We start from the raw sequence: 17,571 nt of genomic DNA, 5'->3' as shown, positions 1-17,571 counted from the left end.
CGCTCCTGCAGCAAGTACATGACGACCGCGCCCTTGCGGTAGTGGATATAGGCCTGGTCCTCGACCCGTTCGAGAGGGACTTCCTCGACCGCCTCGGCCTTCCGGTTCGTCAAATAGTTGTCGAGCTCATATTTGAGGAAGCGCCGGATCTTGTCGGGCCCGTAGAGGTGCTTCATCACCATCAGCGCGGAATATTGGGCGAGCGTCTCGCTCAGCATCGTCCCGCCCTGCATGTTAGCCCCGACGACCTGGTGGCCCCAATATTGGTGCGACATTTCGTGCGCGACGACATAGGTCGTGAAGTCGATCTTAGTGGGATCGTCGGTGTTGGCGTTGAACCCGATCGTTTCTGAATAGGGCATCGTCCCCGCGAACGCCTGCGCATAACTCTTGTAGCCGGGGAATTCGACAACGCGGGCGTAATCGAACTGATAGGGCCCGAAGTTCACGCGGTAATAGTCGAGTGCGGTGGCCATCGCGCGCAGGATCTTGGCGACGTTCCAGTCGTGACCGGGCACATGATAGACCGACAGCCTGAGGCCGTTGTGCAGCCGTTCCGCGGCCTCGTAGCTCGCCGACTGGATCGAGAAGAAGTTGAGGATGGGAGCCGTGCTGATGAAGCGCGCCGAGCGTCGCCCTTGCCGGGTTACGTCCGACACCCGGCTTCCTGGCGCGATTGGCGTCTGGTCGGCGTCGGTCGTCAGCCGGATGTCCGACTTCACCCAGTCCGACGCAAGATAGTTATGGCCCGTCGCCGACAGGTCCTCCAGCTTCGCCGGCCGCAGCTCCGGCGGCAGGTGCTGCCGACGCCGCTGCGAGCGGTCGCTCAACAGGCTGTTGCGGTTCATGCCGATAATCGGCGCGAACACGAAATTGTTCGCGAAGGTGCCGTTTTCGATCACGTCGGTCGGCGGGCTGAACGCCGGGAATCCGCGGTGCCAGATGCGGGTCCGGAAGCTGAGGCTGGTCGTGGCGCCCGGCGCGAGCGGCCGGTCGAACCGGTAGATGCGATAGCCGAATTTCTCGTCATCGCTGGCAAGGCGCGCGCCGGCGACGTCGAGCTTCAGCCATTCCGTCGACTGGCTGCCCTTGCGGACATGGATCTCGGCGATCGGGGCACTGGTCTTGTTGACGAGGTCGTACCGGCCATCGGTGACGAGCATCCGGTCCCTTGGCATCAGGTGCACGTCGAGCGTGACCTTGGTGATCGCCGGTTGCGGCAATTTCTCGTATTTCAGGAACTTGCGCTCGTAGTCGGCAGCGAACTTCTCGGCCTCGTCGCTCGTCTGGTAGCGGTTGAGGACCTTGATGTTGTAGTAGCCATAGGCGCCGCTCGCGGCCATCGCGACGGCGGCGACACCCGCCAGGGCAAGCAGGCCGCCGGAGGCCAGCCGGGGCGCGCGGCGAAGCCTCGTCCGCAGCGCGAGGTCGGTGCCGCGGGGCCACAGCAGGTGCGCGACAACCGCCAGCAGGATCGCGAAGCAGAACCAGTAGAACTGGAACAGCGCCGCGCCCTTCCAGAAGCTGCCGACGCCGACAAAATCGCTCAGCGGCACGATCGGCGTCCCGTCGTACATGTACAGCGGGTCGCCGTAGCCCATGTTGCGCAGGAAGATGCCGCTGATGAACCAGATCAGCAGGAGTCCCCAGCCCAGATACTTGTTCGGGCTGAGCACCTGCACGGCGATCGCCAGGATCGCGATCAAGAGTCCGTCGATCGCCGCCGGAATAATGAACCAGGTGACATATTGGGGAAGGCCAAGCACGTGCGCGCCTTCGACCAGCTGATAGACGACACCGGTCAGCGCCGCCGCGACATTGACGACCAGAAGCACCAGGAAGATCGCGATCATCTTCGGGACCGTCATCACCCAGCTGGGCACGGCGGTGGAGTCGATGAGTTCGTTGACCTTCCGGTCGCGTTCGCGCCAGACGAGTTCACCGCCGTAGAATGTCGCGATCATCAGCAGGAACGCGGCCGACCCGCCGGTGACCCCCTCGATCGTCGCTGCAAGCGTCGGGTGGTCCGACGTCCCGTATTGCGCGCGCGCCACCCACAGGACCAACGCCGTGAATGCAATCGCAAGCAACGTCAGGACGCTAAGGCCCGGGCTGGTCAGCACCTGCCGCACCTCGATCCGAAGCCGTGCCATGAACTGCGTCCAGCGCGACGGATGGAGATTGCGAACCGTGACGCCCTCGCCACCGAGCTCCGGCGCCGCGCTGGCGAGGCGCTCTTCTCGCGCCTGCCGGCGTGCGAGCCTCTTCAGCCGCCATTTCGACGGCGCGCGCTCGGTCATCGAGAAACGCCACAAGGTGAAGCCGAGGAAGGCAAGGCCGAGCAGGATCGCCCAGGCGCGATTGAACAACATGCTCCCGCCAAGCTCGATCAGCCGGCTGTTCATCTCGCTCTGCGTCCAGTAGCGGGTCGCGTCCGCGAGCGCTCCGGTTCCGAGCGGCTCCCAGCGAGCGACGGCCTGGCGCAGTTCGATCCTCTGAGCGAGCGTGTTGGTCGTCACGAGGTAACCCATGACGACCACGATCGCGCCGATGTAGGCCGCCATCATCGACCGCAGCACGGTCGCTAGTGCGAACAGTACCGCGCTCATCAGGAAGATGTTGGGGATCGCGAACAGTGCGAAGTTCCAGGCGTAATAGCTGATGTTCTGCGGGCCGACCGTTTCCGGATCGACCCATGGCATGATCGATCCCATCGCCATTCCGACCGGCACCGAAAGATAGCCGAGCCACGCAATCAGCAGCCCGCCAAGAAAGCGCCCAATCACGATCTGCGTGCCCGTAACCGAGGTCGCTCGGACGATCGGCGCGAAGCCGCTGCTGTCGTCCCGGACGATTGCGTTGGCGACGAACGCGGTGATCACGAACAGGTAGAAAAGCGAAAAGGCCGCGGTCGCGACTGCGATCGCGTAGGGCGCATTCTCATGGACCGCGCCGGGCGTCCCGATACGAAGATTTTCGCTCGCCGTGACTGCGAACCCCATGAGGAAGAAGATCGCGACGGCGACCCAGAAGACGGGGTTGCGAAGCTGGTACCGGAGCTCGAAGCCGGCAATTCCCAGGGTCATGGACCAGTCCCCCTCAGGCCGCGCGGCGAAGCGTGGAGAGGGTCGAGAAATAGACGTCCTCGAGCCCGCCCTCGACCGCCTCGAACCCCTCAGGCTGGCTGTCCGAGAGCACGTGGATCACGGAGCGGCCGGCGAACAGACGGGTCGAGATGACCTCGAACCGCCTCTGATAGTCGTCGAGCTCGTTGCGGTCGATCACCTTGCGCCAGATGTGGCCGCGCGTCGCGGCGATGAGGTCGCCCGGCTTGCCCTGCAGCTGCACCCGTCCGTTCGCCAGCACCGCCATCAGCGGGCACAGATCGGCGACATCGTCGACAATGTGGGTCGACAGGATGACCACGACATTGTCGCCGATGCCGGCAAGCAGGTTGAGGAAGCGGTTGCGCTCTTCGGGGTCGAGGCCGGCAGTGGGCTCGTCGACGATGATGAGTTCGGGGTTGCCGATCAGAGCCTGGGCGATCCCGAACCGCTGCCGCATCCCGCCCGAAAATCCTGCGATCGACTTGTCGCGGACCGTCCACAGATTGGTCTGGGCAAGCAAGGTATCGACGACGCTCTTGCGCTCGCCCTTGCCGGTGATGCCCTTCAGCACCGCCATCTGGTCGAGCATCGCATAGGCCGATACCCGCGGGTAGACGCCGAAATCCTGCGGCAGGTAGCCGAGCGTGCGTCGAAGCGCGTCCGGGCTTGCAAGAACGTCGATATCGCCAAAGCGGATGCTGCCCGCGGTTGGCTGCTGCAGCGTTGCCACTGTCCGCATCAGGGTCGACTTGCCGGCGCCGTTGGGACCAAGCAGGCCGTACATGCCGCGCGGGATCGACAGGCTGACATCATCCAGTGCGATGGTCCCGTTCGCATAGGTGTGCGACAGATTGGCGATCTCGAGCATGTGTCCCCCTTGCCCTGAATCCATGATTCCCGGTTCAAGCTTTCAGGTAGGCGAGCCGGGTCGAGTGCCCAACATCTGTTCGATGAACCGGCAGACGGCGGTCGCCGGCAGCTAGGGCTTGCCGAATGTCTTCAGGAGCTTGAGCTTGAACTCCACCGGGCGCCGGACCCAGAAGCGCTCCTGCACCAGCGGCGCATCGAGGTAATGGCGGTTGAGCGACTGGTAGTTGGCGGTTCCCGTCAGCGCCAGCGTGTGGCCGAAGCTGTGCGTGTACGACAGGCTCAGCCAGTTCCAGGCGGAATAGCGGATGTCGAACTGCCGGTACGGGCTGTTGTACATCCACTGCAGTTGAGCGACATCGCCCGGCCGGTCGCCGCGGTCCGGCCCGTCCCATTCCAGCGTCGTATTGGTGGTGAACCGGAATTGCTCGGCCGTCGCTCGCCCGGCCGCACTGTCCACGGGGACGCGCTGATCGAACAGGTTCACGTTTCCGCTGACCTTGACCCTCCCGGCAACCGGCGTGCTGAGGTCGATCTCGGCACCGCTGTCCCGGCTATGGCCTGAGTTGACCTGACTGAAGACGTTGATCCCGTCCACCACCGTATAGGCAGTGCTCCACAGCCGACTGGTCTCGCGGTCGTAGAGGATGACCCCGCCGTCCAGCTTGCCCCGATGATAGTGCAGGTTGACTTCATAGGCGTCGGTCGACTGATTCTGCAGGTGCGGGTTGCCCTGCTTCACGTTGAGCACGTCCTCGACGACCGCATAGGGCCTTAGCTCGTTGAGCTCAGGTCGATCGATCCGCTTGCTGTAGCTGAGCGTGAGATTGATCTCCTTGCTGAGCGCATGGTCGATGTGCAGCGTCGGAAAGACGTCGGTACGGTCGACGGTCACATCCGGGTGGCCGAGGCTCGAAATGCGGCGATTGTCGCGTTCGATCCTCAAACCGGGCATCACCGTCCAGCTGCCGACCGGCTGCTGGAAGGTCGCGTAGGCGGACAGCCGGTCGTCGACGCCGGCGAATTGGTGAGCCGCGGTGAATCCCGGGAGACCGCCCGTCCCTGTGCCCGTGAAATGATATCGCTCGGTGATCTTCGACCGGTCCCAGACGCCGCCGAGCGACAGGATCTGCCCCTTGCCCATGGGGTGCTGCCAGTCGACCTGGCCCTTCTGTTCGTAAAATCCTTTCACCCGTTCGGTGAACAGGGATCCTCCGGTGCTGAACTCCGACGAATCCGTTTCCGGTTGCCTTGGGTTGCGCGACGCCGTGAGGCTGGCGGTCAGTGTCTCGCCGTCCCTTGAGCCCTTGTGGTCGAGGGCAAGCTCGCCGATCAGGAACCCGCCGGATGTCGCGTACATCTGGTGCTCGTCGAACGGTGCGAAGTCCGGCGTTACGGCGCGGAAATGGCCGCGGTTCAGCGAGTTGTCGTTGTACGAAATCCCGATGACATTCGCCGAAATGCTGGTCTTCGGTTCGATGTCGTAGGTGACCTTGGCACTGCCATACGCGGAATGCTCGTGCGATGGGCCGCCGCCCCGTTCTTCGTCCACGATCGCCTGCCCGCCGGGTACCCGCTCGATGCTTCGCACCTTGCCATAGGTCGAGCGGCCGCGCCCGCTCTCCGCTTCTCCGGCAACTTCCAGCGTCCATTTGCCCTTCTTGAACTTGACGCTTCCCTCGATGTGTCCAGCCGGCGGCGTTCTGATCTCGCCGCTCACCGTCCCGGACACGCGGCGGGCCTGCGTCTTTCGGAGGACGAAGTTGATGATCCCGGCGCTGCCCTCGGCGGAATATTGGGCCGACGGATTGGTCATGATCTCGATCCGCTCGACGTCGCTGCCGTGGAGGGTTCGCAGGAACTGCGTCGAATCGCCGAGGTAGGGCCGGCCATCGACGAAGATCCGGACATTGCTGCTGCCCAGAAGCGCGATGCTGTCGTCGGGCGAGACCGTGACCGCAGGCAGCCCGCGCAGCAGCTGAATTGCGTCCTTCTGCCGCGAATGCGGCGTCTGCTGCACTTGGTAGGTCCGGCGATCGATCTTTAGCGCCTGTCCGCGACGGGTGCCCACGACCTCGATCACGTCCAGTTGGTCGGCACGCTGCGCCGGCGCCGTGACCGCGGGCGGATCGGCTACAAACATCCGCCCCGCTCGGGTGCCGTCACCGGCGCGCCGCTGCCGCAGGCGGCTCAGGCGTCCGCAGGTAGTACAGCAGGAACACGAGGCGGTCGGGCTTGCCTTTGCCGCCCATGAACGAGCCACCGTCGCTGGCCAATCCTTTCTTCGCAAGATCGTCGCGCAGGGGCGGCGCCTGCAAGTCGCTGACGGTCCTGTTGAACCTCGAACGCAGGTCCGCCTGCTCCTCCTTCGACGCGGGCGGCAGCAACGTGCCGCCAGCCTCGCAGATGGTTGTGGCGCAGATCACTCGAAGCATATTGCCGCCGATCCCGACCAGCGGAACCTGCATGAGTCTTGCGCGCACCGCCGCCTCCATTCGCGGCGCCCACGCCGGGTCTCGCGCCTCCGCGCGCACTCTCGAATGCAGCTCCGCCGGGTCGGGGCCCTTTTGCATGGGCGCGCCGAGCAGCGGGTCGATCTGCTTGTCCGGAGCCGGCGCATGGGAGAGGAACATGGCTGAGCCGACAACCGCAACGAAGAACAACGCGATCATGCCGATCACCTCCGTCTGCGGCCGCAACGGCTCGGCAGCAGGTTCCGCGATCGGTGCCACGGGCCGCCGCGCCGTGGCCATCCCGATTTCGTCGTGACGAGATTCCTGCGAGCGGATCAGCCGCGCCAGCTCGCGGCTGCTTCCGACCCCGGTCTTGCGCCGCGCCTGCCGCAGCCGCTCGTTGACCGCAGCCGGCGTCGAGCCAGTCGCCCGTGCGATGCTCTTCGCGGTATGGCCTTCCGCAAGCATCCGCAGGACGCGCCGCTCCGCGTCCGTCAAGCGATCGAGATGAAGCGTGTCGGATGCCATCGGCTGATTGAACGCAAGAGCCACCCGGCCGTCATGCGGCATCGAAGGCGGTCAGCACCATCCCGATTTTCTTGGGTCCTGCACGCCTCAGCGTGGCGTGAGCAGTGCGTCGAGCGTGCCCCGGCCCGTCCCGGCCTTCACCAGCCGCGGATAGCGAAGTCCGCCGTGCCAATCGACATTGACGGTGCGGAACACGTCGTCCTGCTTGATCAGCAGAGCGACCGGCGCCGTGGTTCCGTTCGCCGCCTTGATCGCCTCCTTCAGCGCATCCGGGTCAAAAGTCCGTCCGTTCACAGCCATCACTTGGCTGCCGATCGTGAGTCCGGCAGCATAAGCCGGGCCGCCCCACAGCACGCTGGCCACGTGCCCGTCGGGCGCGACTGCAAATCCGCCTGAGTAGGTGAAATCGCTGAACTTGCGCTGCGCCTCGGCCATCTTGATCCACTTGGTCGGCTCACTCGTGAAGACGAGCCGATACCCGCCCTTGGTGATCCCCTCGAGCGGCGCCCGCGGGGCGATGTCGTACACCCGGTGCTGCAGATAACTGCGCCAGTCGTAGGGCTGGACCGCGTTCAGCGTCCGGACGACGTCGTCGAACGTATAAGTGAGCTCACCGTAATCGCGATCGCGCACGCCGAAGAAGGCTCGCGCGAAATCGTCGATCGAGCGCTTGCCGCCCGATTGCTCGCGGATGATCCGGTCGACGTCGATCCAGATGAGCTGGCCCTCGCTGTAATAATCCTCGGCGCGCTGCCAGCTTCCCCACGGCGCCGGAGCGCGCTGAGCGATAATGGGATCGTTGGTCGTGTCGACCAGCGCCCGCCACGAGCGGCCCGGGGTGCCGGTGCTGTAGCCGGCGGCCACGCTGGCGATCGCGTCAAGTGTGTCCTGCTTCGACAGCATCCCCGAGCGGGCGCCGAGGACATAACCCCAGAACTGGGTCTGCCCCTCGTAGACCCACAACAGGCTGTCTTCCATCTTGGTCCGATAGTCGGGTGTCCACAGGTCCGCGCCGCGGCGGAACTTGCCGTCCCAGCTGTGGCTGAACTCATGCGGCAGCAGGTTGCGATCCCGAAGGCGCTCGTCCCAGTTCGTGAAATAGCCGCGATCGGTGCCGTCCTCGGAGCTGCGATGATGCTCCAGCCCTTCGCCGCCGAGCTCGTCCGAGATCGTCAACAGGAAGTCGTAATGATCGTAATGCTGCGCCCCGAATGCCTTTACCGCTTGCTCGACCAGCCGCCGGTGAGCGGCGATCTGCTCGGGCTTGGCGGCAAGCTCCGCCTCGGTGTCGGCAATCACGTCAAGGCTGACGTCGGGGCTGAGCGGGAAGCGCCGGTAATGCGCGCCGGCGATCAGCGGCGAATCCATCAGGATTTCATAGCTGGTGACCGGATAGTCGATGCGGTTGCCGGTCTCTGCGGCCGGCCGCAGCGCGGTCGCCACCTTCCAGCCGGTCGGAACGATTACGGAGGCCTGGACCGGGATGTCGCGGACGAAATATCCGGCCGGATACATCGAGTTGGCGATCCACTCGATGCTCGCCATGTCGGGTGTTGCGACGACACGGCCCTGGTTGCCGGCAGTCGGCGACAGATACTGGAAGTCCACGTCGATCGCGCTCACGCCCTCGGGAACCGCGACGTGGAAACCATAGACGTCGAGAGAATCCCGGGTCCAGTTGAGCTCGCGCCCGCCTGCGGTGGCCCGGAAGCCAGCGACCTTGTTGATCTGTCCGGATGGCGAATGGTTGCCCGGCAGCCATTGCGGATAGAGCAGCACGAGATCGCCGGGCCCGGTAACAGGCACTTGCTCGTGGACGCGGAAGATGGCGCGGGTCACATCCGACGCGTCGACGGTGAGCTGGATGGTGCCGGGATAGGCGACATCGCGTGCCGGCGGGATCCGGTCGACCTTGGGCGTCGGCTGCGGCTTGCTGTTCTGCGGCGGAACGATCTGGCCGATTGCGGGCGAAGTCGCCGCGGTGATCATCAGCAGTGCAAGCGCGGCTCGGCGCATCAGGCAACTCCTCGGGTGAAATGAAAGGCAAGGGGACGCGAAGCCGACATCTACATACGGATGCGCCGACGATGCAACGCGCTCGCCACGGCCGTTCGTCGGTGCTCCTCGGCACTTTGTCGAAGGACATGGCGTTGTCAGCCTTCGTTCACTTGCCGGGGATAGGCGGCAGCCCATGAATTCACCAATCAGCCTGGGCGCGCTGCTGGCCGGAGCCGCCTTCGTCTCGCCGGCGCTCGCCCAGACCCCTCCGGCGGGATCGACATCGCCGATCGACGCTTCGCCGAGCCAGCCGCCCCCTGCGCAGCCTGCCCTGGCGGGCCCGTCGCAACCGGCTTCGGCGCAGCCGGCGGCATCCCCGCCTGCCGATGCCGAAGCGGGCGACACGACCGATGACGAGGGCGATGCGCTTCCCGCGATTGTCGTCACGGGCAGCAGGCCGCGCGGATCGGTCGTCGGCGATATCCCGCCCGAAAACACGCTGGATGCGCGCGACGTCCGGGCGACCGGGGCGACTAGTATCGACGAGTTGCTCGACGCGCTCGCGCCCCAGATCGGAAGCGCTCGCGGACGTGGCGGCGAGCAGCCGATTTTCCTTCTGAACGGTCAGCGTATCTCCAGCTTCCGCGAGCTCCGCGACATCCCGACCGAAGCGATCGAGCGGGTCGACATCCTGCCCGAGGAAGTCGCGCTGAAATATGGCTACAGTGCGAACCAGAAGGTGGTGAACTTCGTCCTTCGACAGCGCTTCCGCTCGACCACCGCCCAAGTCGGCGTGACAACCGCGACGCAGGGAGGCTACGCCGCTGGCACCGGCGACCTTACCCGGCTGATGATTCAGAAGAACAGCCGGACGACCCTCAATCTGCATGCGGCCGGCAATGGAATGCTGCGGGAGTCCGACCGCAATATCCTGCTGACTGAGGACCCGATCGCCGGCGCGACTGCCGAGCAGGAATTGGCCGCGCGGTCGCTGCTCGGATCCAAGCGCGACCTTCGCGCGGGGGCGACGTTCAACCGCCAGGTGCTGGGCGATGTTTCGGCGACCTTGAACACGGAGGTCGAGCATACGGACGGCCGGTCGTTGATCGGTCTCTCCGACACCCTTCTCGAGGCGCTGGGCCGGAAGACTACGTCCGACACGGCGCACGCCGGCGTCGCGCTCAACTGGGACAAGTGGGACTGGCGCTGGAGCGTCACCGGCAATGCCGACATCGGTCACGACACCACCCGGACAAATGTCGACCAGGGCAATCTGCGCGCACACGAGGATACGATTTCGAGCGACTTCATGGCGACGGCGAACGGCAACCTGTTCAAGCTGCCTGGAGGGATGGCGACCACGACCGTCCGCGTCGGCGGAAGCACGTCGCACCTCAACAGCGAGAGCGATCTCGCCACGGCGAGGACCTCGCTCGGACGCACGGCGGGCACTGCAGCGATCAACGCCGACCTGCCCATCTCCCACCGGGGACGTGATTTCAGCGCGCTTGGTAATCTCACCCTGAACGCCAATGCCGAGGTCCAGCAGCTATCGGATTTCGGCACCCTGACCACGCTCGGCGCAGGCTTCAATATGTCGCCCGTCGACCGGCTGAGTTTCATCGGCAGCTGGACGCGAGAGGAGGGCGCGCCGACCATCCAGCAGTTGGGCGATCCGGTGCTCCAGACCCCGAACACCCGCATCTTCGATTTCACGACCGGACAGACGGTGCTTGTGACCTCGATCACCGGCGGCAATCCGGGCCTTCAATCCGACCGGCGCAGCGTGTTCAAGTTCGGCACCAACTGGCAGCCGTGGCAAAGCACCGACCTCAAGTTCCGTGCCGATTTCGTCCATCAGACGATCGCCCGGCCGATCTCCGACATCACGGTGACGCAGCAAATCGAGTCCGCCTTCCCGGACCGCTTCACGTACGGCACGGTGTGCGACCCGGAAGGCACCAACTGTCGCCGCCAGCTGACCCAGGTCGATCTGCGCCCGGTGAATTTCGACCGCTCGCAGCGCGATACGCTCCGCGTCGGCTTCGATTTCTCGCATCCGCTCAAGTCGCATCGCCCCTCGCAGGCGGTGATGGACCAGATGCGCGCGCAAATGCGCGCGCAGTTCGGTTTTGGCAGGACGGGGCCGCAAGGTGCGCCTTCGGCCGGCGCTGCACGGGGGCCCGGCTCGCCCCGGAATGCCGACGGTAGCCCGACAGCAGCGGGTGCGCCTCCCGCTGGCGGGCCGCCACCGCCGGATGCGGGTGGACCGGCACCCGGCGGTTCCCCGGCCGGCGGCTTCGGCGGTTTCGGCGGTGGCGGCTTTGGTAACGGCCGCGGCGGCGGGGGGGGATTCTTCGGTGGCCGCGGCGGCACCAATCGCGGCCGGCTGCAATTCTCGCTGACCGACACCATCACCTTTGTTGACAAGGTGTCGATTGCGCCGGGCGTTCAGGAGATCGACTATCTCCACGGCGGCGCCGCTGGGGAAAGCGGCGGCACTCCGCGCCACTCGGTCGAGGCGCAGGCCGGCTATTTCAACAACGGTCTCGGCGCCCGTCTCGGGGCGAACTGGCGCAGCGGGACGACAGTCACCAGCCTCACTGGGGACAACCTGCATTTCTCGCCGCTCGCGACCTTCAACCTGACCTTGTTCGCGAATCCGGGCGATATTCCGGAGGTCGTGGTCAAGCATCCGTGGCTGCGCAGCACGCAGGTGCGCTTCCAGGTCACCAACCTGTTCAACAGCCGCCCGAACGTGCGCGACGCTTCCGGCGCCGTGCCCCTCAGCTATCAGCCACAGCTGATCGATCCCCTCGGCCGCACGGTGATGATCAGCATCCGCAAGCTGTTCCTGCCCTCGCCGGCGTATTTTCGGCGGCAGTTCCAGGATCGTCAACAGCAGGGGGCAGGCACCCGCTGATTGCCGCCAAACGCCGAACCGCTTAAGCGCGCGCCGATGAGCTCACTTCAGCCGGTTCGCGGCACTCAAAGCCTGCTTGGAGAGGACGCCGACCGCCTGCACGCGGTGATCGGTGCCTTCGATCGCGTACGCCGGCTCTATGGCTTCAAGCGCGTCGAGGTGCCGGTGATCGAACAGACCGGCGTGTTCGCCCGAACCATGGGCGAGACCACTGATGTTGTCTCCAAGGAGATGTATTCGTTCGAGGACCGCGGCGGCGAGGGGATCACCCTTCGGCCCGAGTTCACGGCCGGGATCTGCCGCGCCTACCTTTCGGAGGGCTGGCAGCAATATGCGCCGCTGAAGGTTGCAACCTGGGGCTCGGCCTTCCGCTACGAGCGGCCGCAGAAGGGCCGCTTCCGTGAGTTCCACCAGCTCGACGCCGAGATCATCGGCGCCGGCGAGCCGCAGGCGGATGTCGAATTGCTGGCGTTTGGAGACCAGCTGCTGCGGGAGCTCGGGATTGCCGAGGGGGTGACGCTGCAGCTCAATACGCTTGGTGACAGCGCGACCCGCGATTCATGGCGGTCGGGTCTGGTCGCGCATTTCGACAAGCATCGCGGCGACCTTTCGGAGGACAGCCAGACGCGGCTCGAGAAGAATCCGCTGCGGATCCTCGACAGCAAGGACCCGCGCGACCGGCCGATCGCCGACGCCGCGCCGGACATCGACGCGCATATGTCGGCCGAAGCCGGTGCCTTTTTCGAGGCGGTGACCAGGGGGCTGGACGCGGCCGGTGTGGCGTGGACGCGGAACGCCCGGCTGGTGCGCGGCCTCGATTACTACCGTCACACGGCGTTCGAGTTCGTCACCGACCGGCTTGGCGCGCAGGGGACGGTGCTCGCCGGTGGGCGATATGACGGCCTCATCGAGGCTCTCGGCGGACCGCATACCCCAGCGGTCGGCTGGGCCGCGGGCATCGAGCGGCTGGCGATGATGATCGACGCGCCGAAGGCCGAACGGTCGGACATCGCAATCGTGCCGCTGGGCGATCGTGCCGATGCCGAGGCGACGCGCATTGCTGCCGGACTGCGTGCGGCCGGCGTGGCTGCCGAGCTCGGGTATCGTGGCAACATGAAGAAGCGGATGAGCCGCGCGAATGCGTCTGGCGCTCGCTATGCGCTGATTATAGGCGACGAAGAGCTCGATCGCGGCGAGGGCCAACTCAAGGACCTCATGTCCGGCGAGCAGCGCGCCGTTTCGCTCCACCTCCTTGCCGAAGCGATCGGACGATGACCCAGATTTCCTCCGAGCGGATCGCGTCGATCGAGGCCCGCCGGCACGAGCTGGCCGCGGCGATGGCGGCGCCGAACCTCGCGCCAGACGAGTTTGTGCGGCTATCGAAGGATTATGCGGCGATCGAGCCGGTCGCCAACGCCGCACGCGAGGTGCGCCGTCTACGGGCGGAGCTCGAAGTGTTGAACGGTATGGTCGCCGACCCGGCCGCCGAGGCGGAGCTCAAGGAAATGGCCGCCGCCGAGGCCGACGAGATTCGGCACAAGCTGCCGCTTGCCGAACGCGCGCTCGCGGTGCGGCTGCTGCCTCGCGACGCCGCCGATGAGCGCGCGGCGATGCTCGAGGTCCGCGCCGGCACCGGCGGCGACGAGGCCGCATTGTTCGCCGGCGATCTGCTGCGCATGTACCAGCGGTACGCGGAAACGCAGGGCTGGCGGTTCGAGCTGATCTCCGCCAGCGCGTCCGAACTCGGCGGCTACAAGGAAGCGGTCGCGTCGATCAGCGGCGCCGGGGTGTTCGCCCACCTCAAGTTCGAAAGCGGGGTCCATCGGGTCCAGCGCGTTCCCGCGACGGAAAGCGGCGGCCGCATTCACACGTCCGCCGCGACCGTCGCCGTCCTTCCTGAGGCCGAGGACGTTGACGTCCAGATCGACGACAAGGACTTGAGGATCGACGTCTATCGCTCCTCGGGGCCGGGCGGGCAGTCCGTCAACACCACCGACAGCGCCGTGCGAATCACGCACTTGCCGACCGGGCTGGTGGTCATCCAGCAGGATGAGAAATCGCAGCACAAGAACAAGGCCAAGGCGCTGAAGGTGCTCCGCACCCGCCTGTTCGAGCTGGAGCGCGAGCGGCTGGCGAGCGAGCGCGCCGGCGCCCGGAAGTCGATGGTCGGCTCGGGCGACCGCTCCGAACGCATCCGCACTTACAACTTCCCGCAAGGCCGCATCACCGACCATCGCATCAACCTGACACTTCACAAGCTCGAGGAAGTCCTGGAGGGCCCCGGTCTCGGCCAGATCGTCGAAGCCCTGGTCGCCGAAGACGAGGCCGAGCGGCTCGCCGGTCTCGACGAGCAGTGAAGGCGATCGCACGCGCGCTGGCCGACGCCGCGCGCCAGCTCGAACCGACCAGCGACACCGCGCGCCTCGATTCCGAGCTGCTGATGGCGGAGGCGCTGCATATTGACCGCGACAAATTGATCCTGTCGCCGCCGAGCCGGGCCGTTCCGCAGCGCTTTTGGGACATGGTCGAGCGAAGAAAGCGGGGCGAGCCCGTCGCCTATATCACCGGCCGCCGCGCATTCTGGAACATCGAGCTGCACGTCGGGCCCGGCGTGCTCGTGCCGAGACCAGACAGCGAGGTGCTGATCAGTTCCGCGATCGAACACTTCGAGGGAAAGTCGGGACCGGGACGAATCCTCGACCTCGGCACGGGGCCGGGAACACTACTGCTCGCCGCACTCGACATCTGGCCCGAAGCGACCGGGATCGGCATCGATCTCTCCCGCCAGGCGCTTTCCTACGCCGCGGCGAATGCCCGTCGGCTGGGCTTCGACAATCGAAGCACGCTTCGCCAGGGCAACTGGGCGGCCGGAATTACCGAGCGCTTCGATCTACTGCTGTGCAACCCGCCCTATATCGCCGACGGTGCCGAGCTCGGCCGCGGTGTTGCGGAATACGAGCCCGACGAGGCATTGTTCGCGGGCGAGGAGGGGCTCGGCGCATACCGGGAACTGGCGCCGCAGTTGCCAGGGCTGCTCAATCCGGGCGGTCTTGCAGCGGTCGAGATCGGGCCGTCGCAAGCAAATGCCGTGGTCGCCTTGCTGGCGCGTGACGGTCTCGGTGCTCGCGTCGCCCAGGACCTTGGTGGCCGCGACCGCGCGCTGCTGTTAACCTGGATTTGAACAAATTCACTTGGCAGAAAGACTTGCGCGCATTACATCAGTGCCAGGACCGGGCCGCTCCAGATCAGCTGCCGAGCGCTTCCCGTTCCGACCCCCGACGCAATCGGCCGTTCGATAGGCGCTCAGGCGCAGACCGGAACGAGAGGGTCAGGAGCCAGCCTCCCGCTGGGAGCGCTGCCCTGACTGCCTGAGGGACAGGGGGCTTGAGACACTGCGTAAGGACGGTGGCATTTGATCAATAATCGTCAGAACGGCCGCAGGCGTGGCCGTGGGGGACAGCGGGGACAGAATCTCGGCGGACAGCCGGGGAACCGCCAGGACAATCGCCAGCGCGGCAACGCCGCCCAGCTGCTCGAGAAGTACAAGAGCATGGCGCGGGATGCCCAGCTCGCCGGCGATCGGGTCCAGACCGAATATTACCTTCAGTATGCGGACCATTATTTCCGCGTGCTGAGCGAGAGCCGCTCGCGGTTCGAGGACCAGCGCCGCTCGCGCGACGACGACCTCGACGACGAGGATGGCGACGAAGAGATGCTCGAGGCGGGTGACGGCGAGGACGAGCGTTCAGAGCGCAATGACCGGCAGGATCGCGTCGACCGCCAGGACCGCCAGACCGGGGACCGCCAGGAGCGGGGCGAGCGTCCGGATCGCGGCAATCGCCAGGAGCGCGGCGAGCGCCCGGCGAGGCGTGAGCGTCAGCGTTTCGTCCGCGACGAGCGCGATTCCGATGACGAGGATGGAAGCCAGCGCGCGAATGGCAATGGCGGGATTGCCGACGTGCTTCCGCCAGCGATCGGCGCGGACAATGTGACTGCGCTTCCGGCTGACGATGAGATTGCGCCGCGCCCGCGCCGCCGAACCCGCGCTTCCCGTCCCCCGGAGGACGACGAGGTCGCGCCGGCCGCCTGAGCCTGCTGTGCCCTAGGCCGGTTGTACGGCCCGCGGACGGTTGTCCGCATCTAGCGCGACGAAGGTGAACAGGCCTTCGGTAACCTTGACTTCGGTCGTGCCGAGGTCGCGGGTGGCGACGACCTCGATCCTGACGCCCATCGACGTGCGGCCGACCCGCTCGATGACCGCGAATACGGAGATGACGTCGCGCACGTGGATCGGTGCGATGAACTCCATGGCCTCGATCGCAACGGTGGCGACGGGCCCCCTGGCGCGGCGCGAGGCGACAATGCCGGCTGCGATGTCCATCTGGCTCAGCACCCAGCCCCCGAAGATGTGGCCGTTGGCGTTGATGTCGGTCGGGCCGGGCACGACGCGCAGGATCGGATCGCGCGGGGTTTCGCTCATTCTCTTGTCGTCCTCGTCAGTCACGGTCGCCGGCTCGCCGGCGGGCATGCTTTCCTTTGGCCGCGCGAAGTGGGACTATCAAGCCGGACGCCGAGTCCGGGAAAGGGACCAGCCATGACCATCGCGGCAGTTCTCAACGATAAGGGCAATGCGGTCGAGACGATCGCGGCTGACGCCACCGTCGGCGAGGCGGTGCGACGGCTGGGAGAGAAGAGGATCGGCGCGCTGCCGGTGATCGAGAGTGGGCGGATCGTCGGCATCTTCTCCGAGCGGGACGTGATCTACTGCCTGCGGGAGCATGGCCCCTCGGTCCTCGAGTGGCCCGTCGAGCGCGTGATGACCTCGCCTGCGATCACCGCCGACCTCAAGACGGACGTGATCGCCGCCCTGGCGCTGATGACCAAGCGGCGGATTCGGCATCTGCCGGTCATCGAATCGGGGGAGGTTCGCGGGATCGTGTCGATCGGCGACCTGGTGAAGTACCGGATGGAGCTGATTGAGGAAGAGGCGGAGGCGATGCGGGCCTATATCCAGACCGCCTGACGCCGCTGCCAAAAGTTCGTTCGTATCAGCAACTTACAGGGGTTGAAGGAGGGCCGCGAGGTCTTATCTGGAGTTCAAGCGAGAGCGCCTCAAACGGGTGCTGGAGCTGCCGAAACGGACTTCCGCAACAAATTTGCAAAAAGCCGTTGACGCGTTCGAGGGTGCCCCATATATGCCCCCTCAGCGGCGGACGCGGCCTTCTCCGAAAGGCCAGCGTTCGTTTCGCGCCTCTTCTTCGTCGGTTCAACCGATGCCCGGAACCAAAATACCGGGCGAGGAAGCGCGTCGGCTCTTTGACATTGTCGGTTTAGATGAAGGGACATGTGGGCGGCGGCCCGGTCTCTGACGACCTCTGGGCGTCGGATGATCGGTCAAATTCAAGCCGTTCCTTAATGGCCAACCGTTGGAGCTTGCTCCGGCGAGAACGCCAGATGTCCTCATACGCAAACACACCAGTTTGTATATTTGTGCAGGAACGGCTCCCGGAGATGCCGGTCTTGCTCTCGCTTATTCCAGCGGGGGTTCGATCGTACATCAACTTGAGAGTTTGATTCTGGCTCAGAACGAACGCTGGCGGCATGCCTAACACATGCAAGTCGAACGAAGGCTTCGGCCTTAGTGGCGCACGGGTGCGTAACGCGTGGGAATCTGCCCTCTGGTACGGAATAACTC

General features: G+C 65.6%; 12 protein-coding genes and 1 rRNA gene. 7 read left to right on the top strand and 6 right to left on the bottom strand.

Annotated features, from left to right (window positions below; all coding sequences use genetic code 11):
• The 5 genes from JOZ79_RS05790 to JOZ79_RS05770 form a co-directional block, all read right to left on the bottom strand.
• Positions 1-3,086 (bottom strand): aminopeptidase (locus tag JOZ79_RS05790; protein ID WP_294071842.1); only part of this gene is annotated, 3,086 nt, incomplete at its 3' end.
• A 13-nt stretch (positions 3,087-3,099) separates the two neighbouring features.
• Positions 3,100-3,975, bottom strand: coding sequence for an ABC transporter ATP-binding protein (locus JOZ79_RS05785; RefSeq protein WP_294071839.1), 876 nt, complete (start codon positions 3,973-3,975; stop codon positions 3,100-3,102).
• Positions 3,976-4,086: 111 nt separating this feature from the next.
• The gene (locus JOZ79_RS05780) at positions 4,087-6,117 is read right to left on the bottom strand and encodes an outer membrane beta-barrel family protein (protein WP_294071836.1); all 2,031 of its coding nucleotides are present in this window, start codon (positions 6,115-6,117) and stop codon (positions 4,087-4,089) included.
• 19 nt (positions 6,118-6,136) lie between these two features.
• On the bottom strand, positions 6,137-6,979 hold the full coding sequence (locus JOZ79_RS05775; protein ID WP_294071833.1) for a helix-turn-helix transcriptional regulator: 843 nt from the start codon (positions 6,977-6,979) through the stop codon (positions 6,137-6,139).
• Positions 6,980-7,042: 63 nt separating this feature from the next.
• A complete protein-coding gene (locus JOZ79_RS05770) occupies positions 7,043-8,971 on the bottom strand; it encodes a PDZ domain-containing protein (protein ID WP_294071830.1) in 1,929 nt (642 codons plus the stop codon).
• Between the two features lie 175 nt (positions 8,972-9,146).
• On the opposite strand from JOZ79_RS05770, the gene JOZ79_RS05765 reads away from it, so the two are divergent.
• The 5 genes from JOZ79_RS05765 to JOZ79_RS05745 all read left to right on the top strand — a co-directional run bounded on the left by JOZ79_RS05765 (position 9,147) and on the right by JOZ79_RS05745 (position 15,966).
• On the top strand, positions 9,147-11,876 hold the full coding sequence (locus tag JOZ79_RS05765) for a TonB-dependent receptor (RefSeq protein WP_294071827.1): 2,730 nt from the start codon (positions 9,147-9,149) through the stop codon (positions 11,874-11,876).
• A 36-nt stretch (positions 11,877-11,912) separates the two neighbouring features.
• Complete coding sequence (gene hisS, locus JOZ79_RS05760) at positions 11,913-13,151, top strand: histidine--tRNA ligase (protein ID WP_294071824.1); 1,239 nt, start codon at positions 11,913-11,915, stop codon at positions 13,149-13,151.
• Complete coding sequence (gene prfA, locus JOZ79_RS05755) at positions 13,148-14,233, top strand: peptide chain release factor 1 (RefSeq protein ID WP_294071821.1); 1,086 nt, start codon at positions 13,148-13,150, stop codon at positions 14,231-14,233. The genes hisS and prfA overlap by 4 nt, the downstream gene beginning before the upstream one ends.
• Positions 14,230-15,057 (top strand): peptide chain release factor N(5)-glutamine methyltransferase, encoded by an 828-nt coding sequence (prmC, locus tag JOZ79_RS05750; RefSeq protein ID WP_294071818.1) that lies wholly within the window; start codon positions 14,230-14,232, stop codon positions 15,055-15,057. Before prfA ends, prmC begins: the two co-directional genes overlap by 4 nt.
• Before the next feature lie 231 nt (positions 15,058-15,288).
• Positions 15,289-15,966 carry a DUF4167 domain-containing protein gene (locus tag JOZ79_RS05745; protein WP_294071816.1) on the top strand — a complete coding sequence of 226 codons (678 nt, stop codon included), beginning with the start codon at positions 15,289-15,291 and terminating at the stop codon, positions 15,964-15,966.
• A 12-nt stretch (positions 15,967-15,978) separates the two neighbouring features.
• Here JOZ79_RS05745 and JOZ79_RS05740 read toward each other — a convergent pair whose 3' ends face one another.
• The gene (locus tag JOZ79_RS05740) at positions 15,979-16,356 is read right to left on the bottom strand and encodes an acyl-CoA thioesterase (protein WP_294071845.1); all 378 of its coding nucleotides are present in this window, start codon (positions 16,354-16,356) and stop codon (positions 15,979-15,981) included.
• 114 nt (positions 16,357-16,470) lie between these two features.
• On the opposite strand from JOZ79_RS05740, the gene JOZ79_RS05735 reads away from it, so the two are divergent.
• Together JOZ79_RS05735 and JOZ79_RS05730 are read left to right on the top strand one after the other, a co-directional pair.
• Positions 16,471-16,899, top strand: a complete 429-nt coding sequence (locus tag JOZ79_RS05735; protein ID WP_294071813.1) for a CBS domain-containing protein — start codon at positions 16,471-16,473, stop codon at positions 16,897-16,899.
• A 535-nt stretch (positions 16,900-17,434) separates the two neighbouring features.
• Positions 17,435-17,571 (top strand): 16S ribosomal RNA (locus JOZ79_RS05730); the annotation flags it as partial.

Source organism: Sphingomonas sp., assembly GCF_019242355.1.
Classification (GTDB): Bacteria; Pseudomonadota; Alphaproteobacteria; order Sphingomonadales; family Sphingomonadaceae; genus Sphingomicrobium.
Note: the sequence above shows the minus strand (reverse complement) of the source record. Positions and strands in the feature narration are given on the sequence as shown.

Bases quoted from the DNA above. Each gene is read 5' to 3' on its own strand.
- JOZ79_RS05785 (WP_294071839.1), bottom strand. From the start codon at position 3,975: ATGCTCGAGATCGCCAATCTGTCGCACACCTATGCGAACGGGACCATC.
- JOZ79_RS05780 (WP_294071836.1), bottom strand. From the start codon at position 6,117: ATGTTTGTAGCCGATCCGCCCGCGGTCACGGCGCCGGCGCAGCGTGCC.
- JOZ79_RS05770 (WP_294071830.1), bottom strand. From the start codon at position 8,971: ATGCGCCGAGCCGCGCTTGCACTGCTGATGATCACCGCGGCGACTTCG.
- JOZ79_RS05765 (WP_294071827.1), top strand. From the start codon at position 9,147: ATGAATTCACCAATCAGCCTGGGCGCGCTGCTGGCCGGAGCCGCCTTC.
- hisS (WP_294071824.1), top strand. From the start codon at position 11,913: ATGAGCTCACTTCAGCCGGTTCGCGGCACTCAAAGCCTGCTTGGAGAG.
- prfA (WP_294071821.1), top strand. From the start codon at position 13,148: ATGACCCAGATTTCCTCCGAGCGGATCGCGTCGATCGAGGCCCGCCGG.
- JOZ79_RS05740 (WP_294071845.1), bottom strand. From the start codon at position 16,356: ATGAGCGAAACCCCGCGCGATCCGATCCTGCGCGTCGTGCCCGGCCCG.
- JOZ79_RS05735 (WP_294071813.1), top strand. From the start codon at position 16,471: ATGACCATCGCGGCAGTTCTCAACGATAAGGGCAATGCGGTCGAGACG.